We start from the raw sequence: 21,801 nt of genomic DNA on the forward strand, positions 1-21,801 counted from the left end.
AAGCTTCAACGTCCGCTCAGGAGCTTCCCGATGAACGCCGTTTCCGAAGAAAAACAGTTGCAGCTTTTATTGCAGGGTGTCGATATTCCGCCTTGCCCGGCAGTCCTGATTGCGCTGGATGCCGAATTGAAAAAGGACGCGCCTGACCAGCGGGATATCGTTCGTCTGGTCAGCAAGGATGTGGCGCTTTCCGGCCAGTTGATGCGGATTGCCAATTCTCCGGCATTTTCGGGCGGGCATAAGTTGACGTCGATTCTCCAGGCACTCAACGTCCTGGGAACCCAGCAGATATTCAATCTGCTGGTGTCGCAACTGATGAAGGCCGCGCTGTCGGATTCCTCGGGAATTTCGATGGACCGTTTCTGGGAATCATCGGCCCAGACGGCCAATCTTTCAGCCGAACTGGCTCGCCGGTTGCGCTGTGTCCGGCCGGATGTGGCCTATACCTTCGGCCTGTTTCATGATTGCGGGATTCCGCTGATCATGAAACGCTTTCCGCAGTGTCGCGAAGTATTGGCTGAAGCCAACGCGACGGAAGAATTGAAATTTACCGAAGTCGAAGACAGGGCGCTAGGCACCAATCACGCGGTTGTCGGCTATTTCCTTGCCCGTCGCTGGCATCTGCCGGATTTCGTTTCGGAAGGCATTTTGCACCACCATGATTACAGCGTCCTTGCCAATCCCGGACGTGTTTCCGATGATGCGCGCGGACTGATCGCTATCTGCGTCCTGGCCGAACACATCATCCGTCTGCACAATCAGGGCGATGGCGAACATGAATGGGCCAAGGCCGCTTCTGCTGCCTGTCAGTTTTTTCAGCTGTCGCTGGGGGCGGTCGACGATCTGATCGAAGACATGCTGGAGTGGTTAGCGTAAGGCTTTCATGCGTGGCGCCGTATCGCGCAGGATCAGCGAAGGTGCCGAGAACGGGGCCAGTCGCTCCAGGAAGTCGAGTAATTCGAGAACGGGCGAATTCCTGAAGAACTTGGCGGCGGGCGTGTCCATCCAGATTCGGTCGGCGTAAGCGTACAGTTCGTGCGGCTTGTCGCCGAAACCGTCGCCGTTGAGATCAAATCCTTCGTAGTCGTCCCAGAGGTTGCCCCACCAGGTGTCGTTCATCGGATCGCCATCCCCGATGATGCTGACGGGCCAGAGATTGTTGCGAATCGTATTGTTGATCGCCATGTGCCCCCCCTTGGCACCGTAGAAATAAATCCCGGTAATGTTGTGGGCAATCAGGTTGTTGATGAAAACGATCCGGTTGATCGGGTTCATCGGCGAATCGGCCATGATGCCGTGGGCGCAGTGCACGATCTCGTTGCTGTCGATCAGGGCGGAGGAGGTTTCCTTGAGCGCCACGCCGGCCCCCGAGGCATCCATCGAGTGAATGATCCGGTTGCGGCGGATGATCAGGCCATCGGAGTTGAGTGCAATGATTCCGGTCGAGTTGTTTTCGAAATGATTGTTTTCAACCAGTGTTCGATTGGCAAACAGGAAATTCAAGGCGCGCCGGCTGTCCTTGACGACATTGCCGGTAAACCGGTTGCGGGGTGAATTGCTCACCGTGATGTCGCGAATCTGCGCGATGTCGTTGTTTTCGATGCGATTGCCGGTGCTGTACCAGAGGCGTATGCCATCGCCGCGTTCGGCAGAATCGACTGGCCGCGAACGCACCCGGTTGCGGCGTATAACGCTGTCGTTGCTGCGGTGGAGGGTGATGCCGAACAGGACATCCTCAATCCGGTTATCTTCAATCAGCAAATGATTGCCTTCGGCCATCAGGCCACCATCGATCGCATCGTGTGAATCGCCGCTGCCGCGCAGGGTCAGGCCGCGCAATGTGACGTAGTCGGCTTTGACGGTGAGTACCGTTCCGCGACCGCCGGCTTCGATGATGACCTTGCCGTCGCCTTCCAGGGTCAGCGGCTTGTTGATGGTTGCCGGCCCCTGGTAGGTGCCGGGAGGCAGGCGCAGGCTGGTCCCGGGCAGCGCGGTATCAAGCCAGGGTTGGAGCGGCTGCGCGGCCATGAGTTGGCTATTGAGGCAGGCGCAGCAGAGTATCGAAAGGACCAGTCCAAGGTATTTCATCGTTGCCGAATATAGCGATTCGGATGGTGGCTTGGCATGGACATGGATCAAGTTTGCTTGAGTTTTGTCTTGTATCGCGCCGGAGAGCAGGCAAAAAAATGCCCACCGCACGGGTGGGCATCGATCCGGCGGGGCCGGTTTTAGTTAACCTTGGCCTTGTTGCGCAGTTCCTTGACCAGGTTTTCAACCTGCTGCTGGCTGGCGCGTTGCTGAAGCTGCGGCTTGACCTGGTCGTACGGAGGCGGGGTCAGCGGACGGGAGTCTTCGAGCTGGATGACGTGATAACCGAAGTCGGAGTGAACCGGGGCCTTGGTGTACTCACCCTTCTTCAGCTTGGACAGTGCGTCGGCAAACGGCTTGACGTAGGAGTTCGGTGAGCTCCAGCCGAGGTCGCCGCCCTTGTCCTTGGAGCCTGGGTCCTTGGATTGCTTGGCCAGTTCGGAGAATTTTTCACCCTTGTCGAGCTTGGCGATGATGGCCTTGGCTTCATCTTCCTTTTCGACCAGAACGTGGCGGGCCTTGTATTCGGTATTGCCGAGGTTGGCCTTGATGCCGTCGTATTCAGCCTTGAGCTGGGCTTCGGTGATCGGGTTGGCACGGACGTAATCCGACAGGTAGGCACGGATCAGCACGGCCTGCTTGGCCAGTTCGATTTGACCCTGGATGTCGGTCTTCTTGTCGAGGCCCTTTTTCTTGGCTTCCTGGGCGAGGACTTCGCGGCGGACCAGTTCTTCCTTGACGGCATTCTGGAGCTCGGCTCCGTCCGGAGCGCCCTGGGTTTTTTGCTCGGCGTAGAAAGCATCGTAGACGGTTTGCGAGATCGGCTGGCCGTTGACCGTGGCAAACGGTTTGCCCTTTTCAACGGCAAAAGCCGGGGCGGAAATGAGGGCGCTACCGATCAGCAGGGCAGCCAGACGGGAAATCTTGAACATGTAGTTGATCCTTGGGTGGAAGGGGGTAACCGGAAAATTATACTTCGCCCGGTGCAAAAGCATGGATGCCGAGCGCATGAATACGGCCGCGCATCAAATCACCTGCCGCATCGTAAACCAGCCGATGCCGGGCAACCGTATTTTTCCCGCTAAAAGCACTGGAAACAATCGTTACTTGGTAGTGTCCGCCATCTTTGGCACCGGCGTGTCCGGCGTGGCGATGCGATTCATCCTCGATCTCGATCGACAGCGGTTGCAAGCTGGCAAGCCGTTCACGCAGGTGTGCGACGGTTTCGCTGCTCACGCCGGCAGGGCTTTCTTGAAAGGTTTGACGGTGACTTTCTCATAAACGCCGGCCGCAATGTACGGGTCGGCATCGGCCCAGCCTTGTGCGGCCGCCAGCGAGCTGAATTCGGCAATGATGATGCTGCCGGAGAAGCCGGCCGGACCTGGATCCGGCGAGTCGATTGCCGGGCAGGGGCCGGCCAGTACCAGGCGGGCTTCGGCCTGCAGGGCATGCAGGCGTTCGAGATGAGCCGGGCGGGCAGCCATGCGCTGGTCGAGCGAGCCGGGGCGATCTTCACCGATGATGACGTAAAGCATTATTTTTCTTCCTCAACGTATTTGGAAAGCAGCATGCCCTGGCCGAGTACGAACACAAACAGCAGGCCCATGCCGCCGAAGAGCTTGAAATTGACCCAGGTATCGGTCGTGAAATTGAAGGCCACAAAGAGGTTCAGGCAGCCCATGAAGGAGAAAAAGGCGACCCACGAAAGATTGACCCGGGCCCAGACGGCTTCAGGCAGCTTCATTTGCTCGCCGAGCATCGCCTTGATCGCATTTTTCTTCAGGACCAGCGCGGAAAACGCCATGCTGCCAGCGAATACCCAGTAAAGAATGGTCGGTTTCCATTTGATGAAATTCTCGTTCTGGAAAATCAGCGTCATGCCGCCGAAGACACCGACCAGCACCAGGCTGACCCAGAGCATCTTGTCGACTTTGCCGTGCTTGAACCAGACCCAGGCAATCTGGGCGACCGTTGCCGCGATGACGACGACCGTGGCGAGCAAAATGGGGGCCTGCTTGATGTCGACCGCAGCAGAGCCGAGCAGCGAGGCTACCCAGCTGGCCGCAAGTTCGGGATTTTTTTCCGAATACTTGAAGGCGACAAAGAAGAGGATGACGGGGAAAAGGTCGAAAAGCAGTTTCATGGCGGAGCATTATATACTGCGCTTCTTCACCTCATTGCGCGAGCGAGTACGTCCATGCACACCGTCCTGATCATCGACGACAGCGATATCAACCTGACCCTGATCAAGGCGCTGGTGCTCAAGCTGGGGGAATGCAATCCCATTCTTTTCGAAAATCCGCTCAAGGCGCTCGACTGGTGCCGGGAAAACATTCCCGACCTGGTGATTGTCGATTACATGATGCCGGACATGGATGGCCTGAAATTCATCAACGCCTTCCGTGCCTTGCATGGGCGCAATGAAATCCCGGTCTTGATGGTCACGGCGAATGACCAGAAAGATATCCGCTACGAAGCCTTGCTCGGCGGTGCCAACGATTTCCTGACCAAGCCGATCGACCGTGTCGAGTTTTCAGCTCGTGCCCGCAACATGCTTTCGCTGCGCAGCGGCCAGAAGTTCCTGGCTGACCGCGCCGAGCATCTGGCTTCGCTGGTGGACGAACAAACCCGTGAAATTCGCGATCGTGAAAAAGAGCTGATTTTCCGCATGTCGCGCGCAGCCGAATTCCGCGATCCGGAAACCGGCGCCCATATTCAGCGGATGGCGCACTACTCGCAGGTCATCGCCCGGGCTCTCGGGCTCGATGCCAATGCCCAGAAACTGATTCTCGAAGCCGCACCGATGCATGATGTCGGCAAGATCGGCATTCCCGATTACATCCTGCTCAAGCCGGGCAAGCTGACGCCGGAGGAGTTCGAAGTCATGAAGGGGCATGCTCGTCTCGGCTATGAACTGCTCAAAGACAGCGGCTCGGAGATCCTGCGGGCCGGGGCCGAGGTCGCCATCTCGCACCATGAAAAATTCGATGGAACAGGCTACCCGCACGGATTGCAGGGGAACAAAATTCCCATTTTCGGCCGCATCGTTGCCGTGGCCGATGTGTTCGATGCGCTGACTTCCGAGCGGCCCTACAAAAAAGCCTGGCCGATCGAGGATGCCTGCAAGTTTCTCGAAGATGGGCGAGGTTTGCACTTTGACCCGATGTGTGTCGAAGCCTTCCTGGCCTGCAAGGATCAGATTCTCGATATCCGACAGCGCTTCAGGGATGAAGAAGTCCCGATGATCTAGGCCCAGGGAGCGCCTGTGTTGATCCTGCGTCGTTTCAGCCACCAGATTGCGCTGGTTGTGGCCGTGCTGTTCGTTCTTATCGTCGCGCTGTACACCGCCTACACGGTGAATGAGCAGAGCGAGAGCGGCGAACGGATGATGACGCGCCAGACCGAAGTCCTGGCGCGCAGCCTGGCGGAAATCATTGCCGTCGATCTTGCGCGGGCCAGTCGCGGCGAACTGAATCGTCTGCTTTCCCCGATTGCCACTTACCCGGATGCCCGCGCGATCCATGTCATCGGCCCGGACGGACGTTCGCTGGCCGGCGTTCGCAAAGAGGACGATGGCCAGGTTTTTTCCGACATCAGCAACAAGGCATTCGATTTGCCGGCCAGTGCCGGCCATGAACAGGAAATCGCCGGCCAGAAGGTAGTCTGGCAGCCTTTGCCGGGCGAAGGGGCGGCTGGCTGGGTGCGTATCGAAATCAGCCTGGCCCGGCTCGACGAACAGCGCAATCACATGTGGCGCGACAGCCTGGTTGCCGGCGCGCTGGCGATTGTCGCTTCCGTCTTGCTGCTGTTGCTCCTGCTGGCCCGGTCGATGCGGGTACTTGAGGCGGCAACCCAATTTGCCGCCCGGCTCGATGTTGACCGCGGCAAACAGTTGCCGGACTTCCAAGGCAATCTGGAAATTGGCAGCCTGGTTGCTTCCTTGAATCGCGTCTCGATTCGCCTGATGCATCAGGAGGCTCACATCGAGAAGCAGAATCTCTTCCTGAAAAGCCTGACCGATGCGCTCGGCGAAGGGGTGGTTGCGGCGGATGCCGAAGGGCGTTGCACCTTCATGAATGCCGAAGCCGAACGGCTGCTTGGCTGGTCGCGCGATGAGCTGCTGGGGCAGGATCTGCACGCTGCGATCCATTTCAAGACGGCTTCCGGCTTGCCGCTCAGTCGTGATGAATGTCCGATGCATGCCCCGGTTGCCGCATGCCATCCTTTCCGTTCCGAATTCGACGCCTTCACCGCGCGCGATGGCCATGTCTTCCCGATTTCGGTGGTCTCGGTGCCGCTTTTTGAAAACGAGCAGTTTGCCGGTACGGTCGTTGCATTTCAGGACATCACGCTGCGCAAGCGGGACGAAGAGTATCTGCTGTCGACCAGTTCGCGTCTTTCGGCCTTGATTGAAAGCATGCATTCCGGAGTGCTGGTCGAGGATGAGCTGCACCGGACGGTGATGGCCAATCAGGCTTTGTTCGGCCTCTTCGGGATTGACGATATCTCGATGGATATTGCCGGCAAGCCATCGCGTGAACTGTTCGAAGCGTGTCGGGATAACGTCCTCGATGCCCCGCGGTTTCTGGCGGATGCGCTCAGGATTGTCGAGGCGGGCGAATTGTCGACCGAACACGAGTTGCAACTGGCCGATGGCCGGATCCTGGCTTTCGAATATTTCCCGATCTATCTTTTCCCCTTCCATCCGCAGCCGGAGGATTGTCGCGGCCATCTCTGGCTGTTCCACGACATCACCGGCCGCAAGCTGGCGGCCGAAGAGTTGCGCGAAGCCCGTGATGTTGCCGAAACGGCCAATCGGGCGAAGAGTGATTTCCTGGCCAACATGAGCCACGAAATTCGCACGCCGATGAATGGCATCATCGGGATGACCGCGCTGGCCCTGGAAACACGGCTGGACGACGAGCAGCGGCAATACCTCGAAATGGTCCGCTCATCGGCCGATGCCTTGCTGGTGTTGATCAACGATATTCTCGATTTCTCCAAAATCGAGGCGGGCAAGATGACCGTCGAGCAGATTCGCTTCCCGTTGCCGGCCTTGCTGCGCGAAGTGGTCAAGCCGCTCGGTTTGCGCTGCGAGCAGAAAAAACTCGAACTGGTCGTCGATATCGACCCGGCGGTGCCGACATGGATCGAAAGTGATCCCGGACGTTTGCGGCAACTGATCATCAATCTGCTGGGCAATGCCATCAAATTCACCGATCGCGGTCATATCCGGCTCAAGGTCAGTCTGGATGGCGAAGAGAACGGCGGTTTGAGCCTGCGGTTTACGGTCAGCGATACCGGCATCGGCATTCCGGCTGGCAAGCTGGAGACAATTTTTGAAGCTTTTTCCCAGGCGGATTCATCGGTGGCCCGCCGCTTCGGTGGGACCGGGCTGGGGCTGACCATCTGCAGCAAGCTGGTCAGCCTGATGGGCGGGCGTATCTGGGTCGAGAGCACGGAAGGGCAGGGCAGCGATTTCAGCTTTACCCTGACCGCCGGGCAGCCACGCAACGCACCGCCGGCACAGGCTTTGCCGGCCGGATTCCACGGGCGGCGTGTGCTGGTTGTCGATGATCTGGCGGCCACGCGAGAAGCGATGGGCAGCATGCTGCAAGCCTGGGGATTCCGCACAACGCTGTTTGACCATACACAAGCGGTGCCGGCGGCGCTGCGTCAGGCATTTGACGCGGCTGATCCGTTTTGCCTGATCGTGCTCGATTCGGCGCTGCCCGATGGAGACGGTTTTGCGCTGCTTGGTGCCCTGGCCGAGCTTTCCTTTGCGCCGCCTGTGCTGATGATGATTCCGGCGACCACATTCGGGCGCGATGCGCAGCGTTGTCGCGAACTGGGCGTGCCGGCTTTTCTGACCAAGCCGCTGGTTTGCGATGAGGTGTTTGAAACGCTGGCCGGCATGCTTGAAAAAACGAAGGACGTGGCAGGTATCGACGCATCGTTGCCGAGCGCGGTGCAGCCACTGGATGGCCTGAATATCCTGCTGGTCGAAGATAATCCGGTCAATCAGAAACTGGCCCTGGCCTTGTTGCGCAAACAAGGTCATCGCCTGAGCGTGGCGGAAAACGGTGCTGTCGCGGTCGACCGCTCCGCCGGGCAGGATTTCGATGTGATCCTGATGGACCTTCAGATGCCGGTCATGGACGGTCTGGCCGCGACTGCAGAAATTCGGCGGCGCGAAGCCGGCAGCGGCAAGCATGTGCCGATCATTGCGATGACGGCGAATGCGATGGCCGGCGATCGCGAGCGTTGCCTTGCCGGCGGCATGGATGGTTATGTTTCAAAACCCATCAGGCTGGACGAATTGCTGGCGGCCATTGCGGCCTGCTACACTCAACAGATTGCATAAAGCATTGCCGAGCGGGAGAAAGATAGTGGCTGAAGCATTTGTACTGGATCGTCGCGTCATTCTCGATCGGCTGGGGGGCGATCAGGATATTCTCGCAATGATGCTCGACATGTATTTGCAGGATGTCGACAACAATTGCGCGGCGCTCGATGCCGCCATGGCTGCGAGTGATGCAAAAACCCTGCAGCGCGAAGCGCATACGATCAAGGGTCTGCTGTCGACATTTTCCGATGACGCAGGTGCCGCCATGGCATTTGCCATCGAGCAGAAAGCCAAGTTCGGCAATACGGCCGTTCTGACCGACGACGTGGCCGCCCTGCGCGCCCGTCTGTTGGAGGTTGCCGGCGTCCTGCAGGCTGAATCAGGCGTCGCCGGGTAATCGCAGGAAAGTCGCCGCGCCGGCAGCGCCGCCGACCGGTGCATGCGGCACGACACCAAGCAGCGGTGCCGGGATCAGCCTTTCCAGGGTGGCCAGGTTTTCGTCGAAGCGTGACATGGCAGGGTCGATCCGGTTGGCAACCCAACCGGCGATGCTCAGGCCGCGTGCCGCAATCGCATCAATCGTCAGCAAGGCATGGTTGATGCAGCCGAGACGCATGCCGACGACAAAAATGATCGGCAGATCGAGCGCCACGGCCAGATCGGCGCTGTCGCGGTCGACACCCAGCGGAACGCGAAATCCGCCAACACCTTCGACGATCAGCAGGTCGGACTGCGATCCGGCCTCGCGGCAAGCGGTCTTGATCACGGAAAAATCCATCTCGACGGCTTCTTCTGCGGCGGCAATGTGCGGTGCAATGGCGGCCTTGAAACAGTAGGGATTGACGACCTTGAGCGGCAATTTGAGCGAACTGGCGGCCCGGATGTTCTCCACGTCTTCATTCAAACCGGCCGCATCGGTACCGGCTGCGACCGGTTTCAGGCCGGCTGCCTTGAGGCCGGATTGCGCCGCCTTGTGGAGCAGGGCGCAGGTGATGAAGGTCTTGCCGATTTCGGTATCGGTCCCGGTCAGGAAGTAGGCTTGGCTCATGTCTGGGCGGAAAGGGTGAGAACGTCGTAGGTCAGCGGGAGTCCGGCTGGCGTGCGGCTGGCTTCGAAAGCGGCTTCGGCGCGGTTGAAGCTGCTGCGGCTCATCAGGCTGGTGCGCCGGCCGTCGCCCAGTTGATTGGCGCCGATCGCCTTGACGGCCTTGAGCAGGCTGCGGAAATCCGGGTAATGGGCGATTTCCGTGCTGTTTTGCACGTCGACCGCGACAAGGCCGCTGGCTTGGGCCAGTTTTTTGATTTCATCCACCGTATGGAAGGCCAGCGTGTGGCGATATTCATCGACGCCGGCAAAGGCCAGGCGCAGTTCGTGGAAGGTATTCGGGCCGAGACTGGCCAGTGCGATGCGGCCGCCGGGGCGCAGTACGCGCCGGGCTTCGCTCAGGGCTTGGGACAGTTCGCACCATTGCACGGCCAGGCTGCTCCAGTACAGATCAACGCAGGCATCGGCCAGCGGCAGATGCTCCAGGTCGCCGGCGATGCGCAACTTGCCGGCATCGATCCGGGACAGCATGCCGGGTGACAGGTCGAGTCCGATGTAGTCGGCAGCGGGAAAGCGTGTTTCAAGCAGGTGGCGGGCATAACCCGTGCCGCAGCCTGCGTCGAGCAGGCGGTTGGGGGCGAGTCCTACCGGCAGTCCGGCTGCGAGGCGGCAGCAGATGCGGCGCTGGACGTCGGCAGCGCTGTCGTAAGTCGCGGCAGCGCGTTCGAAGGACTGGCGGATGCGCTGCTTGGGCGGGCGCTTGTCCGTTGCGTGTGGCGGAAAGTCAGTCATTCAGGAAGGTCGATATCCGGGCGATGAATTCGTCGGGTTGCGAGATGAATGGCGCGTGGGCGCAGTCGTTGAACACTTCAAGACGGGCGCCGGGAATCAGTGCGCTCAGGGCCTGGGCGGCCGGTAGTGGCATCAGCGGATCGGCCGAGCCGTTGAGCAGCAGGCTCGGTGCCTTGACCTGTCCGGCGGCTTGCCGCAGATCGACGTCGCGCAGCCAGGCCAGGCCGGTGCCGAGCACCTGGCCGGACGGACGCGGGTCGGCCAGCTGAAGCAGGTCGTGGGTGACCGATTTGGCTTTGGCATCGCCGCGGTTGAAGCCGCCGACGAAGCGCGGCAGCATGGCTTCCGGATCGGCCGCGATGGCGGCGGTGAATTCGGCCAGCATCGGCAGGGGCATGCCGTGCGGCCAAGCATCGCGCTGGACGAAAGAGGCGGTGCCGGCGACCAGCACCAGTTTGCCGACCTTCTCCGGCGCCAGTGCGGCAACGGCGAGTGCCAGTTGCGCGCCGAGCGACCAGCCGCAGAGCGTGCTGCCGGGGGCCAGGCGAGCCGCGACATCGGCGGCAGCGGCGTCGAAATCTTCGATCAGCGGGGCATCGCCGTAGCCGGGCAGGTCGAAAAAGCGGCCGTGAAGCGCGTCGACCGCAGTATTGAGCGGGCCGCGGCCGAGGCACCAGCCAGGAATGAAAACAAGCGGAGCGGTCATGCCAGTTCCTTGAGTGCGTTGATCAGTTGCTCGATATCGGCTGCCGTGTGGGCTGCCGACAGCGAAATGCGCAGACGCGCCGTGTCTTTCGGGACGGTGGGCGGACGAATCGCCGGCGTCCACAGGCCGCGTTCCCAGAGCGCTTTCGACAGGGCCAGTGCAGCTTCGTTCTGGCCGACGATGAGCGGTTGAATCGCCGTCGGCGAAGCCAGCAGCGTCCACGGCAGGCCTTGCAGGCCCTGGCGCAACTGGCCGATGCGCGCCATCAGGTGAGTGCGCAGTGCGTCGCCCTGACGAATGATGTTCAGGCTGGCCGACAGTGCGCAAGCGATGGCCGGTGGTGCCGCCGTCGTGAAAATATAGCTGCGGGCGCGTTGCAGCAGGTATTCGATGGCGATCTCCGAGCCGGCGACAAATGCGCCGCCGACGCCGGCCGCCTTGCCGAGCGTGCCCATCAGCAGGATGCGTGGCGAGGCCGGCAGGTTGAAGTGCGCCAGACTGCCTTTGCCGTGTGCGCCGAGTACGCCGAAACCGTGTGCATCGTCGATCACCAGCCAGGCATCGTGGCGTTCGGCCAGTTCGAGGATCAGCGGCAGCGGCGCCAGGTCGCCATCCATGCTGAACACGGCATCGGTCACGATGACCTTGGTCGATGCACTGCTGGCGGTGAGCAGTCGTTCGAGCGCCGTGACATCGTTGTGCGCGTAGCGGTGGCTTTCGGCGCCTTGTGCCTTGGCTAGTTGCACGGCGTCGATCAGTGAGGCGTGATTGAGCTTGTCGGCAAAGACGGCGGCACCGCGTCCGGCCAGTGTCGGGACGGTGGCGAGGTTGGCCAGATAGCCGGTCGAGAAAGTCAGGGCGCGTGGAAAGCCGAGAAAAGTGGCGATTTCCTGTTCGATCTGTTCGTGCGGTGCGAGATGGCCGCTGACCAGGTGCGAGGCGCCGCTGCCTGCACCCCAGCGCAATGCGCCGTCAGCCATGGCCTGGGCGATGGCGCTGTTGCCCGCCAGTCCGAGGTAGTCGTTGCTGGCGAAATTGAGCAATTCCCGGCCGTCGACCGTAGCCATTCGGCCGCAGGGCGAGGCCAGCACGCGGCGGCGGCGGGTCAGGCCAAGGTCGGCCAGTTCGCCGATTTCGCTGCGCAGTCTGGATTCAATCATCGTGGCTTGTTCCATGTCCGGGGCATTATCTATTGTCGCTTACATCCAGCATCGGTCGATCAGCCGGCCATTTCGCGACGGAAGCGCGTCAGGCGGACGTCAACGGTGAAACTCAGTTCGCTCAGCGCTGCCGCACGGGCACGGCCTTCGGCGCTGGCCCGATAGAGGTGCGGCGTCATCGCCAGCAGGTCGGCAATCGGTTCCCGGCCGCTGATGCTCAGCGAAAAACGCACGCTGTCACCGGGCAGGGCGCTGAATCCGGCGGGGACGAGATTTTCGGCCGGCCGTTCGGCTTTGAGTTGCGGGTAAATGATTTCGCGCAGTTCGCGCAGGTGGTCCGGTCCGGCATCGATCTGGATCAACTGGCCGCCGGGTTTCAAAACGCGGGCAAATTCGTTGTAGACCGGGAAACCGAACAGGCACAGCACGCGATCCAGCGTGGCCGGCAGCACCGGCAGGTTGGCGTTGCTGCCGACTACCCAGCCAGGGCGCTTGTCCTGCTTGGCGGCGGTGAGCACGGCCCATTTCGAGATATCCAGCCCGAGCAGGGCAAGCGACTGGCCCTGGCTTTCGGCAGCCGCCGCCAGTTGGCGCAGGTAGTAGCCTTCGCCGCTGCCGGCGTCGAGGCAGTTCAGCGTCGTGTTCGGTGGCAGTTCGTCGAGCACGGCGCGGCTGAGCAGTTCGGCAATTGGCTGGTAGTAGCCGGCATTGAGATAGCGGCGGCGGGCGGCGACCATCTCCTTGCTGTCGCCCGGATCGAGCGAGCGCTTGTTCTGGACCGGCAGCAGGTTGGTATGGCCCTGGCTGGCAATGTCGAAACTGTGCCCGGAGGCGCAGCGCCAGGCGGTGCCGTGGCAATGCAGCGGTGCGCCGTCGAGCGGGCAGGCGAGCTGGGTGAAGGAGGCAATGGTCATGGACGATGTCTGGCCGGATGCGTGTTGTTGCCTTAGCCGGCCAATGTTGCAGCCAGTGCGCCGGCAACGGCCTCGCCGAGATGGGCGATTTCTTCGTCGCTGACGATGTACGGCGGCATCAGGTAGATGGTGTTGCCCATCGGGCGGATCAGCGCTTCGCGCTGCAGTGCGGCGCGGTAGAAGCGGCGCGAAAAATGCGGATCGTCGCTGATCACGTCGAAGGCGGCGATCATGCCGCGCTGGCGCAGATGGCGGACTTGCGGATGGTCCGCCAGCGGCGCGAGGGCGTTGGCGATTTTGGCCGATTTCTGGCGGTTGACCGCGATAGTGTCGTCTTCGGCAAAGATGTCGAGCGTCGCCAGCGCTGCCCGGCAGGCCAGCGCGTTGCCGGTGTAGGAATGCGAGTGCAGGAAGGCGCGAGCCACCGAGTCGTCGAGAAAGGCGTTGTAGATCGTGTCGCTCGACAGCACGATGGAGAGCGGCAGATAACCGCCGGAGATGCCTTTCGACAGGCACATCAGGTCGGGCCGGATGGGTTTGCCGTCAATCTCCGCCTGTTCATGCGCGAAGAAGGTGCCGGTGCGGCCGCAGCCGACGGCGATTTCATCGCAGATCAGGTGAACTTCGTGCTGGTCGCACAACTGGCGAGCGAGGCGCAGGTATTCCGGGGCGTACATCGCCATGCCGGCAGCACCCTGGACCAGCGGTTCGACGATCAGCGCGGCCGTGCGTGTGCCGTTTTTCTCCAGCCAGTCGGCCAGGCCGGCGGCGGCGCGACGGGCAACGTCGGCCGGCGTTTCGCCCGGCTCGGCCAGACGGAAATCGGGTGAGGGCAGGACGTGCGCCGCATGGCGCACCAGCGGGGCATAGGCATCCTTGAACAGTGCGACATCGGTGACGGCCAGCGCGCCGACGGTTTCGCCGTGGTAGCTGCCGGCGAGGCAGAGGAATTCGGCTTTTTCCGGCCGGCCGACATTGCGCCAGTAATGAAAGCTCATCTTCAGCGCAATTTCGGTCGCCGATGCACCGTCCGAGGCGTAGAAGGCGTGGCCGAGCGTTCCCCCGGTCAACGCCGATAAACGCTCGGAAAGCTCGACCACCGGCTGGTGCGTGAAGCCGGCCAGCATGACGTGTTCCAGCGTTTCCAGCTGGTCTTTCAGCGCCGCGTTGATGCGCGGATTGGCGTGGCCGAAGAGGTTGGTCCACCACGAGCTGATGCCGTCGAGGTAGCGCTTGCCGTCAAAATCGTAGAGCCAGGCGCCGCTGCCGCGGGCAATCGGGACAAGCGGCAGATGCGACGGCGAGGCCGTTTGCGCATGGTGCTGCATCTGCGTGCATGGGTGCCAGACGGCGGCCTGGCTGCGCGCCAGCCAATCCTGGTTCGACGATGTTTTCATCAGTGCAGCGCTTGCGAACTTTCGCCGGCTTGCTCCGGCATTTCGGCGTGCACCAGCTCGGCGTCCCGGTTGGGGAAGAGCGGGGCGCCGCAGTCGTCGCAGAATTCCATCGGGAAATGGTGGTCGAGGAAAAGCACGTCCTTGACGCCGCATTCGCGCAACACGGCTTCGATCTCGCCGGCCGCATCGGTCGCTTCATCCTCAGCGCCGAGCAGTGGCCAGACGATGCCGTGGTAAGTGTCGTCCTTGTCCTTCGGGCCGAGGCCGACGCGGTATTCCTCCATCCGGCGGTCGTAGCACGGGCCGACGACGGCGCGGAGGTCAGCCGGCATCAGGCCGAGCATGGTCTGCAGGAAGGCAACCGAGGCTTTCAGCGAATACGGGCGCGACAGGCGGTCGGCATTGCGGCAGGCGGCGTGGTAAGCGTCGGCCAGCAGCGGTTGCCAGGCACAACCGGTGAGCAGCGGTTCGAGGTTCGGACTGCCTTGCTTGATCCACTCCTTGAGCGCGGCTTCCTTGGTGCCATCCTTCTCGTTCCAGCGGAACAGCGCTTTGCCGCGCGGGATGGCGATGGCCCCGACGAGGTAACGGACGTCAGACAGGAAACGGTTGGTTTCGGCCATACCTTGCGTGTCGACCGTGACATGCTCGCCGGCCAGCGTGGCGTGACCCAGCGTCCGGGTCAGTTGCCAGGTGTCGCAGAAACTGCGCGGCAGCTGGTCGGGGCTGAACAGGAAGTCGGCCAGCGCAATACGTACATCGCCGCCGAAAACGTGGGCGCCGAGTTGTACTTTCAGGGCTTCGAGCGTGGTTTTGGGCAGCGAACAGGCGGGAATCGAAAAACGCGACCAGGCCAGTACCGGGGCGGCAAAAAGCTGGATGTCGAAATCGATGCCCTTGAATTCGAGTTGTCCGGTTTCGGCGCGTGACTCGACCATGTCGGCCAGTTCGTCATGGGCGCGCGGATTGGCTTCGAACAGGCGATCCAGGGCAGTATTGATGTCGTCTTCAGCGCCATTCTTGAGCAGGCTGTCGACGGTTTCAGCAAGCTGGGCTTCCCAGTAACTGTCTTCCAGCTTGCCGCCGGATTCGGAAAGACCGGTGGCCAGACGCTGGAGTTCTGCAGCATCGCGGGAAAGACGGTCACGCGAGCCGAAGCGGGTTCGTTTCATGGGTGTTCCAGAAAATACAAAGACAGGATTTTACCAGCCGGTAAAATCCGGCGTATCGCAATGCACAAAATTCACCTCATGCTGATCTTCCTTTCTCCCGCCAAATCGCTCGATTACAAGACGCCGCCGCACGTTGCCACACATACGCTGCCGGCTTACTTGAAACAATCCGAGACGCTGATCACGCAGTTGCGCAAACTGTCGCCGGCCGATATCGCCAATTTGATGGATCTATCCGACCCGCTGGCGCTGCTCAATTTCAACCGCTATGCCGAGTGGTCGCTGCCGTTTTCTCCGGACAACGCCAAGCAGGCGGTACTTGCTTTCGATGGTGATGTTTACGACGGTCTAAGCGCCAAGACCCTGAGCGCCGCCGATCTCGACTTTGCGCAAAGCCAGGTGCGCATCCTGTCCGGCCTCTACGGCATTCTCAAGCCGCTCGACCTGATCCAGCCCTACCGGCTGGAAATGGGCACCAAGTTCGCCAACAAGGCAGGCAAGGATCTCTACGCCTTCTGGGGTGAAACGTTGCTTGACGCGATCAATGCCGAACTGGCCGCCATGGCCCATCCTGTCGCGGTCAACCTCGCTTCCGAGGAATATTTCAAGGCGGCGGTCGGGCGCAAGATCAACGGCCGCCTGATCCAGCCGGTCTTTGAAGACTGGAAGAACGGCAAGTACAAGATCATCAGTTTCTACGCCAAGCGGGCGCGTGGCCTGATGACGCGCTATGCCGTGCTGAATCGCCTGAGTGATCCGGAAGGGCTGAAGGATTTCGATGGCGACGGCTATACCTATGCGCCGGATGTGTCGGACGAAAAACACTGGGTTTTCCGTCGTCGGGAAAGCTGAATTTCTGGCTGTCTGAAATAAAAAAGGCCCGCCGGCATTCAGCGCCGGCGGGCCTTTTGTGTTGGGCTCAAGCCTGGCTGTCGATCAGCAGGCCTTCCTTGTAACGATCCAGGCCGCGTGCAATGCGCAGCATTTCCTCGGAAGGAATCTGGCGAATGACTTCCTTGGTCTGGCGATCGAGAACCTTGACGACGGATTCGCCACTTTCCTTGTCGATCGAGAACTCAAGCTGCGAACCTGCCCCACCGACCCGGCGTTGCAACTCATCGGTCAGCTGCTTCAATTCCTTGGCGTTCGGCTTGGCATTCAGGGTTTGCTTCGTTTTGCCGGATTTCTCTTCCTTGCTCGCCTCGTTGGCTGCCAGGCGCGCGTTGTCACTGGCCGTGATCCGCTTTTCTTCGGTGGGCGCCATTCCTTGCCGCAGGGCTTGCGTTCCCTGTGTGGGCAGCGGCGCATTCAATTTCATTTCACTCATGGCAAATACTCCAAAATACAGTGCTCATGCTTGGGTGTTGACCAGATTGCCGGCACTGTCGAGCCTGCTGCCCGTACTGTTCAGATTGTGCGCCAGGGTCTTGAGGAAACTTTGCAAATCAGGTGCGCTCTGGGGCGACGTTTCCGGACTGGTCTTGCCCTGCAGGGCAAGCGCCAGATTTCGAAAGGAAGTTTCGAGATCGCCGGTCTTGCTGCTTCCCGTCGTGCCGCTGCCGCTGTCGGCCGGCGTCCCCAGGGACTGGGCGAGATTCTGCAAACGTCCGGCCAGATCGCTGTAAGCATCCGTTCGACGCGAGGCGGAAACGGTGCCGCCGTCTTCGGTGGCTTCGTTCGATTCGGCACGTTGTGCGCTGTTGCCGGTCGCATTCAGTGCCTGGAAGAGTGCATTCATGAATTCGGGCAGGGCCTGTCCGGCATTCTGGGCCGTGCTTGAACTTGCGCTTTCCGCATCATTGGCTTGTGTCTCGGTCGCAACCGGGGGGCGCGATGATGCCGCCGGTGCCAGGCCTGACTGATCCAGTGTTTTTTCCAGGGCCTTGAGCAGTTGTCCCGCTTTATTTTCGGGGGCGCGTACCGGCGCATCCTGCTCCCTGCTGCGGCCTTCGCGTTCAATACGGCCGGCTGCGCTGTCGCTGTTACGCAGGCTGCTGACAGTACTGCTGTTGATGTTGCTGATGTCCATGATCCTCTCCCGAGACGCACGATGCAGTCACGAGTTCATCAACGGCAGGTTTTAGGGGAACTTGAGGATTTTTTTTGTGGTTTTATAAAATCAAAAAATGTATTGACTCGGTACGGGTAGGCAAGGCTATAATGCGCCCCCTCGCGTTCTTAGCTCAGTTGGTAGAGCGTCTGCCTTACACGCAGAATGTCGGCGGTTCGAGCCCGTCAGGACGCACCAAATTGCTCTGGTGGTGAAATTGGTAGACACGCTATCTTGAGGGGGTAGTGCCGCAAGGTGTGCGAGTTCGAGTCTCGCCCAGAGCACCAAAAATAGTTCCAAAGCAGTCCAAATGAGGCCGAAACACCTAGTGAAAACAAGGGTTCCGGCCTTTTTTGTGTCCATCTTTGTCCGGTGACAGTCATTGGTATCCGACGGTAACTGGCGGTAGGATTGACGGTATCCGCTTGAGCTTCAGATGTCTATTGAGTATCTGGGGGAGAACAGAGCGACGGCGCGATTGAAGTGTTTGACACCCCGATGCTTTGGGACTGTTCCGATGCCACCCAACGCTACAGCAAGGATGCCGACATCAAGGTGCTGGTCGACTTTATTCGGATGCTGAAGGAGTTCTATTCCCGTTTCACCTCTCCGTTTGGCGACCTGCACACATACCGAGCATCGCAGCCAATCCTGCGACAAGGGTTAGTGCCAACAATGAAACGCTGGGTACGACCCCATCGGCCCGGGCTGGCTGGAAGCGTGGCAATTGGGCAAAGTCATCGGCTCCGAAGTGGATTTCGTTGAACAGGTAGGGGTAGTAGTGAGTACGCAACTGCGCATGAAACGCTGCAATCGCATCCTGATAGCTGAGTTGGGCCAGCAGATCGGTGGCGGCCGTGCGATGCAGAATGGCTTGAACGCCGACACCGGGCAACAACCAGCCCAGGCGTTTGCTCCAGCGCTGGCGCGCCAGCAGGCCCTCGCGGTAGGCGGCCACCTGCGGCGCAACGCTCTCGTCTCCTTGTTGTTGGAAGGCGTAGTACCACTTCCAGTGAAAACCTGCCGGCAAGGGCGCCGTGTGTTGCCATTGCGGATGCGTGCGAAAGAACTGCTGCATGGTGTCCTCGCGGGGAAGGTCCCAGGCACCATGGACCGCCTGGCGTTGCGCCAGCATCAGCTCGACGCCTTGGCACACAGGTACGGATTGCGCCAGAACCGCATTGCCGACCGTAGGCAGCACGAGCGTCAGGACTGCCCAGCAGCCCATCAGGGCCGTGGCGTTGGCAATCGAGCTGTAGCCCCGCGTCGCGACGATCAGGGCCAGCCCGCTCCAGAAGGCGACGTAGGTGAACACCGTGACCAGTACCACGGCGCACGTGGCCGCCGACATTCCGCTGGCCAAGGCACCGCCCAGCATCGGCAGGCAAAGACAAGCGAAGACGAGGGCGGCGCGCAGGGCAGCCCGTCGCACCCACAGGCCGCGTGCCGCCCCTGGCAGAGCCAGCAGGGTCGCCAGCCGGCCGGCGTGCCGCTCGCCGGAAACGAGATCGTAGAGCAGTGCGATCAGGATCAGTGGGGCCAGATAGACCAGCACGAAGGCGAAATCGAAGCGCCCGGCCAGCGCCAGTTCGGGGTTGAAGACTTCACCGTCGTGCAATTGCGCCTGCAACGCAAGCGCACGCACGCGCAGCACGTAGGGTGCCGCATCGCGCAGGCCCAGCGCCAGGAATGCGGCGTCCGAAGGTTCATCCCAGGTACCTAGAAAAGTGTAGTAAGCGACTGTTCCCGCATCGCCCTCGTGCGTGAGTTTCGGTTGCTGAGTCGCCAATTCTTGCCGCTGCAGGTCGGCCAACCGGGCAATGGTCTGTTGCTGGCGGGAGACTTCACTCAGACCAGAACCGACCGCCAGCGTGGACAGAATCAACAACAGCAACAAGCCGGCCATGGCCAGGCGTGAGCGCCACAGCAGGCGCCATTCGTGAGCTAGCCAGGTCATCGTGTCGACCTCCCGAGACGGCGTGAGACCAGCACCAGCAAGCCGACGAGCGAAGCCAACCACGCCAGCAGCACGCAGGCCATCGGCAAGGCACGGCGCAGCGTGTCGGCAGGCGCCTCCGCTGCGTAGCGAAAATCGGCAATGTCTTGCCAGTGCTCGCGTCCGATGCGGTTGTCGCTGGACCGGTCGCCAGCATAGGTGAGCTTTTCGGCCTGCAGGCGATTGAGCTCTTGTATCAGTTGGTAGCGGTGTTGCTCGGCCTGCTCAAGAAAGCCTCTATATGAATGCAGGTCGGTACCGGAAGCGATCATCGAGACGCGACGCAGGGCGATCACGGGGCTGACCAGCGAGAAGGCGTCCACATACCGCAGCTGTTGCTCTTGAGCGGAGAAACTTGCGTCGGCGTATCGGTTGAATAGCGCACTGGTCAGTCGTTCGCCTTCCATGCCCAGCAGGCCCTTGTAGTTCACAGGAAGATCCTCGACGCGGCTGACGCCGTACTGCGTCAACACCTTCTTGCGGAACTTGTTGAAGTAGGGATCGTCGGGGTTGTGGCTATCGCCCATGGCGGCGAGGTCTCTGGCAACGGAAATATCGGTTTCAAATCGTGTCGGCAGCGGCTGCGACCACGCCACCAGATCGGCCCCGAGGCGCGGTACCAGTACCACGCTGACGGCCCACAGTGCGAGCAGCACGATCAGCGCGTCTCGCCCGCGCGCCGCCAGCGTTGAAATGCCCACCACGGTAACGGCCCACAAAAAAAGCCAGATGCCGTAGCCGCCGATCAACAGCAGCGCCAGGCTGAGCGGTGCCGACGTTGCCGTGCCAATCCAGAGCAGCGTCAGCACCACCGGTGCCAGCGCCAGCGCCGCCACCCCGGCCAGAACCAGCAGTTTCCCCGCCACCAACTGGCCGGGTTGCAAGCCTTGAGTGACCAGCAATCGCAAGGTGCCGCTCTCGCGTTCGCGCGCCACGGATGCGTGCCCCAAGAAGATCAGGAGGAGCGGCGCCAGAACTTGCAACACGAAGGCCGGCGTCAATTGGCCGAAGCGCAGCATCAGGGATGATTGGCGGACATCACCGAAGTTGGGGCTGTTCTGGCGATGGCCTTCCAGATAGAGGGTGTGCCCGGTATACGGGTCAATGCCGGCGTCGAAGGATGCCAGCGGATTGACTGGCCTGAAGGCAAATTGACCATAGTGGACCATGCGGTGAGGATGCCGGTCAGGCTGTGCTGCAAACTCATGGTCCGCCTGGTCCTGGTAGCGCGAGCGCTCCGCGTCTGCCCCCTGGCGCTGCTCCCAGGCAGTGAACGCCGACATTGCCGTCAACATCAGGAGCAGTACGAGTCCCATGACCGCGACCCGGTCCCGCCATAGCAGTCGCCATTCTTCGCGTGCAATGCGGAACGCGGCGCTCATCGCGAGACCTCGGCATTGACGTAGTGGCGATGCAGTGCCGGCACGTCGAAGCGCTCCGGACCGGCGCCCGCTGTGGCTTGCTCAACCAGACGCCCGTCGCGCAGGAAGCCGATCCGGTCAGCGATGTCCGCCGCGCCCAGCAGATCGTGCGTGACCATGAGGATTGCGACGCCCTGACCGCGCAGGGCACTGAGCAAGCGGTTGAATTCCGCTGTCGCCTGAGGATCGAGGCCCGATGTGGGTTCGTCCAGCAGCAGCGCCGGAACATTGCGTGCCAGCGCCAATGCAATGGCGACCTTCTGCCGCATGCCTTTGGAAAAGCCCGAGACGCGCCGGTCGTGCGCAGCGCTATCCAGGCCGGCGGCAGACAGAGCCTCGGCGATGACCTGGGCGTCTGCGTGCTGCTCTGCCAGATCCAGCAGGTAGGCGATGTTCTCGCGCGCGCTCAGGTGCCCGTAGAGCGCCACACTCTCCGGAATGTAAGCCACATGGCGCCGTGCCGCTGTGGGGTTGGCAGCTGGGTCGACGCCATTGACGCGCACCTGACCACTACGCGGCTGAACAAAACCAAGCAGCAGATTGAGCGTGGTCGTCTTGCCGGCACCGTTGGCGCCGAGCAAGGCATGGATTTCGCCTGCCTGGATGGCAAGGCTCAAGCCGTTCAGGACCATGGCAGCGCCATAGCCCGTCACAACCTCACGAATTTCCAGTACGGGAGGCTTGGAGGAGGAAGAAAGCTCGATCATCGTGTGCG

The 21,801-nt window shown here is 61.1% G+C and carries 22 protein-coding genes and 2 tRNA genes; 7 read left to right on the forward strand and 17 right to left on the reverse strand.

What is annotated here, in order from left to right; translation table 11 throughout:
- The first annotated feature begins 30 nt into the window (after positions 1-30).
- The gene (locus KI614_RS05720) at positions 31-876 is read left to right on the forward strand and encodes an HDOD domain-containing protein (protein ID WP_226408475.1); all 846 of its coding nucleotides are present in this window, start codon (positions 31-33) and stop codon (positions 874-876) included.
- On the opposite strand, the gene nosD is transcribed toward KI614_RS05720, so the two are convergent.
- From nosD to KI614_RS05745, 5 genes are all read right to left on the reverse strand, one after another.
- Positions 868-2,028 carry a nitrous oxide reductase family maturation protein NosD gene (gene nosD, locus KI614_RS05725; RefSeq protein ID WP_226408477.1) on the reverse strand — a complete coding sequence of 387 codons (1,161 nt, stop codon included), beginning with the start codon at positions 2,026-2,028 and terminating at the stop codon, positions 868-870. The genes KI614_RS05720 and nosD overlap by 9 nt on opposite strands.
- A 200-nt stretch (positions 2,029-2,228) precedes the next feature.
- Positions 2,229-3,020 (reverse strand): peptidyl-prolyl cis-trans isomerase, encoded by a 792-nt coding sequence (locus KI614_RS05730; protein WP_226408479.1) that lies wholly within the window; start codon positions 3,018-3,020, stop codon positions 2,229-2,231.
- Positions 3,021-3,057: 37 nt separating this feature from the next.
- Positions 3,058-3,324 carry a BolA family protein gene (locus tag KI614_RS05735; RefSeq protein WP_226408482.1) on the reverse strand — a complete coding sequence of 89 codons (267 nt, stop codon included), beginning with the start codon at positions 3,322-3,324 and terminating at the stop codon, positions 3,058-3,060.
- The gene (locus KI614_RS05740; protein ID WP_203469150.1) at positions 3,321-3,623 is read right to left on the reverse strand and encodes a YciI family protein; all 303 of its coding nucleotides are present in this window, start codon (positions 3,621-3,623) and stop codon (positions 3,321-3,323) included. Before KI614_RS05740 ends, KI614_RS05735 begins: the two co-directional genes overlap by 4 nt.
- Positions 3,623-4,231 carry a septation protein A gene (locus KI614_RS05745; RefSeq protein ID WP_226408483.1) on the reverse strand — a complete coding sequence of 203 codons (609 nt, stop codon included), beginning with the start codon at positions 4,229-4,231 and terminating at the stop codon, positions 3,623-3,625. Before KI614_RS05745 ends, KI614_RS05740 begins: the two co-directional genes overlap by 1 nt.
- A gap of 54 nt (positions 4,232-4,285) precedes the next feature.
- On the opposite strand from KI614_RS05745, the gene KI614_RS05750 reads away from it, so the two are divergent.
- The 3 genes from KI614_RS05750 to KI614_RS05760 are packed head-to-tail and all read left to right on the forward strand — an operon-like array spanning position 4,286 to position 8,831.
- Positions 4,286-5,338, forward strand: a complete 1,053-nt coding sequence (locus KI614_RS05750) for an HD-GYP domain-containing protein (protein ID WP_226408485.1) — start codon at positions 4,286-4,288, stop codon at positions 5,336-5,338.
- A 15-nt stretch (positions 5,339-5,353) separates the two neighbouring features.
- Positions 5,354-8,452 (forward strand): PAS domain-containing hybrid sensor histidine kinase/response regulator, encoded by a 3,099-nt coding sequence (locus tag KI614_RS05755; RefSeq protein WP_226408487.1) that lies wholly within the window; start codon positions 5,354-5,356, stop codon positions 8,450-8,452.
- 25 nt (positions 8,453-8,477) lie between these two features.
- Positions 8,478-8,831, forward strand: a complete 354-nt coding sequence (locus tag KI614_RS05760) for an Hpt domain-containing protein (RefSeq protein ID WP_226408489.1) — start codon at positions 8,478-8,480, stop codon at positions 8,829-8,831.
- On the opposite strand, the gene bioD is transcribed toward KI614_RS05760, so the two are convergent.
- The 7 genes from bioD to KI614_RS05795 are packed head-to-tail and all read right to left on the reverse strand — an operon-like array spanning position 8,814 to position 15,619.
- Complete coding sequence (gene bioD / locus KI614_RS05765) at positions 8,814-9,482, reverse strand: dethiobiotin synthase (protein ID WP_226408491.1); 669 nt, start codon at positions 9,480-9,482, stop codon at positions 8,814-8,816. The two genes, KI614_RS05760 and bioD, sit on opposite strands and share 18 nt — an antisense overlap.
- Complete coding sequence (bioC, locus tag KI614_RS05770; RefSeq protein WP_226408493.1) at positions 9,479-10,270, reverse strand: malonyl-ACP O-methyltransferase BioC; 792 nt, start codon at positions 10,268-10,270, stop codon at positions 9,479-9,481. Before bioC ends, bioD begins: the two co-directional genes overlap by 4 nt.
- On the reverse strand, positions 10,263-10,976 hold the full coding sequence (locus KI614_RS05775) for an alpha/beta fold hydrolase (RefSeq protein ID WP_226408495.1): 714 nt from the start codon (positions 10,974-10,976) through the stop codon (positions 10,263-10,265). The genes bioC and KI614_RS05775 overlap by 8 nt, the downstream gene beginning before the upstream one ends.
- A complete protein-coding gene (gene bioF, locus KI614_RS05780) occupies positions 10,973-12,136 on the reverse strand; it encodes an 8-amino-7-oxononanoate synthase (protein ID WP_226408497.1) in 1,164 nt (387 codons plus the stop codon). Before bioF ends, KI614_RS05775 begins: the two co-directional genes overlap by 4 nt.
- A gap of 59 nt (positions 12,137-12,195) precedes the next feature.
- Complete coding sequence (locus KI614_RS05785) at positions 12,196-13,050, reverse strand: putative RNA methyltransferase (protein WP_226408499.1); 855 nt, start codon at positions 13,048-13,050, stop codon at positions 12,196-12,198.
- A 32-nt stretch (positions 13,051-13,082) separates the two neighbouring features.
- A complete protein-coding gene (gene bioA, locus KI614_RS05790) occupies positions 13,083-14,447 on the reverse strand; it encodes an adenosylmethionine--8-amino-7-oxononanoate transaminase (protein ID WP_226408501.1) in 1,365 nt (454 codons plus the stop codon).
- On the reverse strand, positions 14,447-15,619 hold the full coding sequence (locus KI614_RS05795; protein ID WP_226408503.1) for a DUF2863 family protein: 1,173 nt from the start codon (positions 15,617-15,619) through the stop codon (positions 14,447-14,449). The genes bioA and KI614_RS05795 overlap by 1 nt, the downstream gene beginning before the upstream one ends.
- 78 nt (positions 15,620-15,697) lie before the next feature.
- Between KI614_RS05795 and yaaA the strand changes: the two genes are divergently transcribed.
- The gene (gene yaaA / locus KI614_RS05800) at positions 15,698-16,471 is read left to right on the forward strand and encodes a peroxide stress protein YaaA (RefSeq protein ID WP_226409256.1); all 774 of its coding nucleotides are present in this window, start codon (positions 15,698-15,700) and stop codon (positions 16,469-16,471) included.
- 67 nt (positions 16,472-16,538) lie between these two features.
- Here the strand turns inward: yaaA and KI614_RS05805 are convergent, their stop codons facing one another.
- Together KI614_RS05805 and KI614_RS05810 are read right to left on the reverse strand one after the other, a co-directional pair.
- Positions 16,539-16,946 carry a flagellar protein FlaG gene (locus tag KI614_RS05805; RefSeq protein WP_226408505.1) on the reverse strand — a complete coding sequence of 136 codons (408 nt, stop codon included), beginning with the start codon at positions 16,944-16,946 and terminating at the stop codon, positions 16,539-16,541.
- 24 nt (positions 16,947-16,970) lie between these two features.
- Positions 16,971-17,648 (reverse strand): hypothetical protein, encoded by a 678-nt coding sequence (locus KI614_RS05810; protein ID WP_226408507.1) that lies wholly within the window; start codon positions 17,646-17,648, stop codon positions 16,971-16,973.
- A 143-nt stretch (positions 17,649-17,791) separates the two neighbouring features.
- Here KI614_RS05810 and KI614_RS05815 point away from each other — a divergent pair.
- Both KI614_RS05815 and KI614_RS05820 read left to right on the forward strand, forming a co-directional pair.
- A tRNA-Val gene (locus KI614_RS05815) sits at positions 17,792-17,867 on the forward strand.
- A 4-nt stretch (positions 17,868-17,871) separates the two neighbouring features.
- Positions 17,872-17,956 (forward strand) — tRNA-Leu (locus KI614_RS05820).
- A 314-nt stretch (positions 17,957-18,270) separates the two neighbouring features.
- Here KI614_RS05820 and KI614_RS05825 read toward each other — a convergent pair.
- The 3 genes from KI614_RS05825 to KI614_RS05835 are packed head-to-tail and all read right to left on the reverse strand — an operon-like array spanning position 18,271 to position 21,793.
- On the reverse strand, positions 18,271-19,626 hold the full coding sequence (locus KI614_RS05825; RefSeq protein WP_226408509.1) for a DUF3526 domain-containing protein: 1,356 nt from the start codon (positions 19,624-19,626) through the stop codon (positions 18,271-18,273).
- Positions 19,623-21,047, reverse strand: coding sequence for an ABC transporter permease (locus KI614_RS05830; protein ID WP_226408511.1), 1,425 nt, complete (start codon positions 21,045-21,047; stop codon positions 19,623-19,625). The genes KI614_RS05825 and KI614_RS05830 overlap by 4 nt, the downstream gene beginning before the upstream one ends.
- On the reverse strand, positions 21,044-21,793 hold the full coding sequence (locus tag KI614_RS05835; protein WP_226408513.1) for an ABC transporter ATP-binding protein: 750 nt from the start codon (positions 21,791-21,793) through the stop codon (positions 21,044-21,046). Before KI614_RS05835 ends, KI614_RS05830 begins: the two co-directional genes overlap by 4 nt.
- Positions 21,794-21,801: the final 8 nt, after the last annotated feature.

This window comes from Dechloromonas denitrificans (assembly GCF_020510665.1).
Classification (GTDB): domain Bacteria; phylum Pseudomonadota; class Gammaproteobacteria; order Burkholderiales; family Rhodocyclaceae; genus Azonexus; species Azonexus denitrificans_B.

What these genes read in the sequence shown, in the direction of transcription:
- KI614_RS05720 (WP_226408475.1), top strand. Translation starts at nt 31, where the DNA reads ATGAACGCCGTTTCCGAAGAAAAACAGTTGCAGCTTTTATTGCAGGGT.
- nosD (WP_226408477.1), bottom strand. Translation starts at nt 2,028, where the DNA reads ATGGCCGCGCAGCCGCTCCAACCCTGGCTTGATACCGCGCTGCCCGGG.
- KI614_RS05730 (WP_226408479.1), bottom strand. Translation starts at nt 3,020, where the DNA reads ATGTTCAAGATTTCCCGTCTGGCTGCCCTGCTGATCGGTAGCGCCCTC.
- KI614_RS05740 (WP_203469150.1), bottom strand. Translation starts at nt 3,623, where the DNA reads ATGCTTTACGTCATCATCGGTGAAGATCGCCCCGGCTCGCTCGACCAG.
- KI614_RS05745 (WP_226408483.1), bottom strand. Translation starts at nt 4,231, where the DNA reads ATGAAACTGCTTTTCGACCTTTTCCCCGTCATCCTCTTCTTTGTCGCC.
- KI614_RS05750 (WP_226408485.1), top strand. Translation starts at nt 4,286, where the DNA reads ATGCACACCGTCCTGATCATCGACGACAGCGATATCAACCTGACCCTG.
- bioD (WP_226408491.1), bottom strand. Translation starts at nt 9,482, where the DNA reads ATGAGCCAAGCCTACTTCCTGACCGGGACCGATACCGAAATCGGCAAG.
- bioC (WP_226408493.1), bottom strand. Translation starts at nt 10,270, where the DNA reads ATGACTGACTTTCCGCCACACGCAACGGACAAGCGCCCGCCCAAGCAG.
- KI614_RS05775 (WP_226408495.1), bottom strand. Translation starts at nt 10,976, where the DNA reads ATGACCGCTCCGCTTGTTTTCATTCCTGGCTGGTGCCTCGGCCGCGGC.
- bioF (WP_226408497.1), bottom strand. Translation starts at nt 12,136, where the DNA reads ATGATTGAATCCAGACTGCGCAGCGAAATCGGCGAACTGGCCGACCTT.
- KI614_RS05785 (WP_226408499.1), bottom strand. Translation starts at nt 13,050, where the DNA reads ATGACCATTGCCTCCTTCACCCAGCTCGCCTGCCCGCTCGACGGCGCA.
- bioA (WP_226408501.1), bottom strand. Translation starts at nt 14,447, where the DNA reads ATGAAAACATCGTCGAACCAGGATTGGCTGGCGCGCAGCCAGGCCGCC.
- KI614_RS05795 (WP_226408503.1), bottom strand. Translation starts at nt 15,619, where the DNA reads ATGAAACGAACCCGCTTCGGCTCGCGTGACCGTCTTTCCCGCGATGCT.
- yaaA (WP_226409256.1), top strand. Translation starts at nt 15,698, where the DNA reads ATGCTGATCTTCCTTTCTCCCGCCAAATCGCTCGATTACAAGACGCCG.
- KI614_RS05805 (WP_226408505.1), bottom strand. Translation starts at nt 16,946, where the DNA reads ATGAGTGAAATGAAATTGAATGCGCCGCTGCCCACACAGGGAACGCAA.
- KI614_RS05810 (WP_226408507.1), bottom strand. Translation starts at nt 17,648, where the DNA reads ATGGACATCAGCAACATCAACAGCAGTACTGTCAGCAGCCTGCGTAAC.
- KI614_RS05825 (WP_226408509.1), bottom strand. Translation starts at nt 19,626, where the DNA reads ATGACCTGGCTAGCTCACGAATGGCGCCTGCTGTGGCGCTCACGCCTG.
- KI614_RS05830 (WP_226408511.1), bottom strand. Translation starts at nt 21,047, where the DNA reads ATGAGCGCCGCGTTCCGCATTGCACGCGAAGAATGGCGACTGCTATGG.
- KI614_RS05835 (WP_226408513.1), bottom strand. Translation starts at nt 21,793, where the DNA reads ATGATCGAGCTTTCTTCCTCCTCCAAGCCTCCCGTACTGGAAATTCGT.